This window comes from Ruegeria sp. BHSB064, from assembly GCF_059613205.1.
This window is the reverse complement of the sequence record NZ_JBXWSB010000259.1, coordinates 1-912: the sequence shown is the minus strand read 5'-3', so window position 1 is coordinate 912 and position 912 is coordinate 1. Positions and strand designations below refer to the sequence as shown.

The following is a 912-nucleotide window of genomic DNA, read 5'->3' as shown; positions in this document are numbered from 1 at the left end:
ATAGCTTTCCAGACGCTCAACAGCACGGGGCGATAGGATTAGCATTCCGTGCGCCGCTTCGCCACCCAGAACCTTTTGCCAGCTAAAGGTGGTCACATCCAGCTTGTCCCAGGGCAGGTCCATCGCAAAGGCCGCCGAGGTCGCATCGCAGATTGTCAGACCCTGACGGTTATCAGCGATCCAGTCGCCATTGGGAACCCGCACGCCCGAGGTCGTGCCGTTCCACGTAAACACCACATCATTGGCGAAATCGACCGAAGCCAGATCGACGATCTGCCCGTAATCCGCAGTTTTCACCTCGGCATCGATCTTCAGCTGCTTGACCACATCTGTGACCCAACCGGACCCAAAGCTTTCCCAGGCCAGCATCTCGACCTTGCGTTCGCCCAGCAGCGACCACAGCGCCATTTCGACTGCACCGGTGTCCGAGGCGGGAACGATGCCGATTTTGTACTCTGCCGGAATGCCCAGAATTTCACGCGTGCCTTCGATGGCTGCTTTCAACTTGTCCTTGCCAACGGCGGCACGGTGCGAACGACCCAGCGCAGCATCGGCCAGCTTGGACAGCTCAAATTTGGGGGGTTTGGCACAAGGGCCCGAGGAAAAACGCGGATTTGCCGGCCGCATATCAGGTTTGCGCACGGCGTCGTGCGACACCGGTTGTTCAATAGTCATCTGTATTACCCTTCCAGATACACGCCCCTCGTTGGGGAGGGGTGTCCCACGCACAGAGCTATGGGGGCTTTGCACCTGCAGCAAGCGGAAAAGACGCTTGGTCCGACAAAAACGACATCTGAAGAGGCGCCTGATCGGAACGTTTGTTTCCGATTGGCGAAAACCCCGCCATTGATTTGGCGGGGTTTTGTTTTGGGTTTACTCGGCTGCGTCGAGGTATTCTTCCATTGGGGGGCA

1 protein-coding gene is annotated in these 912 nt (G+C 57.8%); it reads right to left on the bottom strand.

The window, feature by feature from the left end; all coding sequences use genetic code 11:
- The coding region (locus AC2FNU_RS24790; RefSeq protein WP_496794313.1) for a phosphoserine transaminase at positions 1–675 on the bottom strand (675 nt) is incomplete at its 3' end.
- Between the last annotated feature and the right edge of the window lie 237 nt (positions 676–912).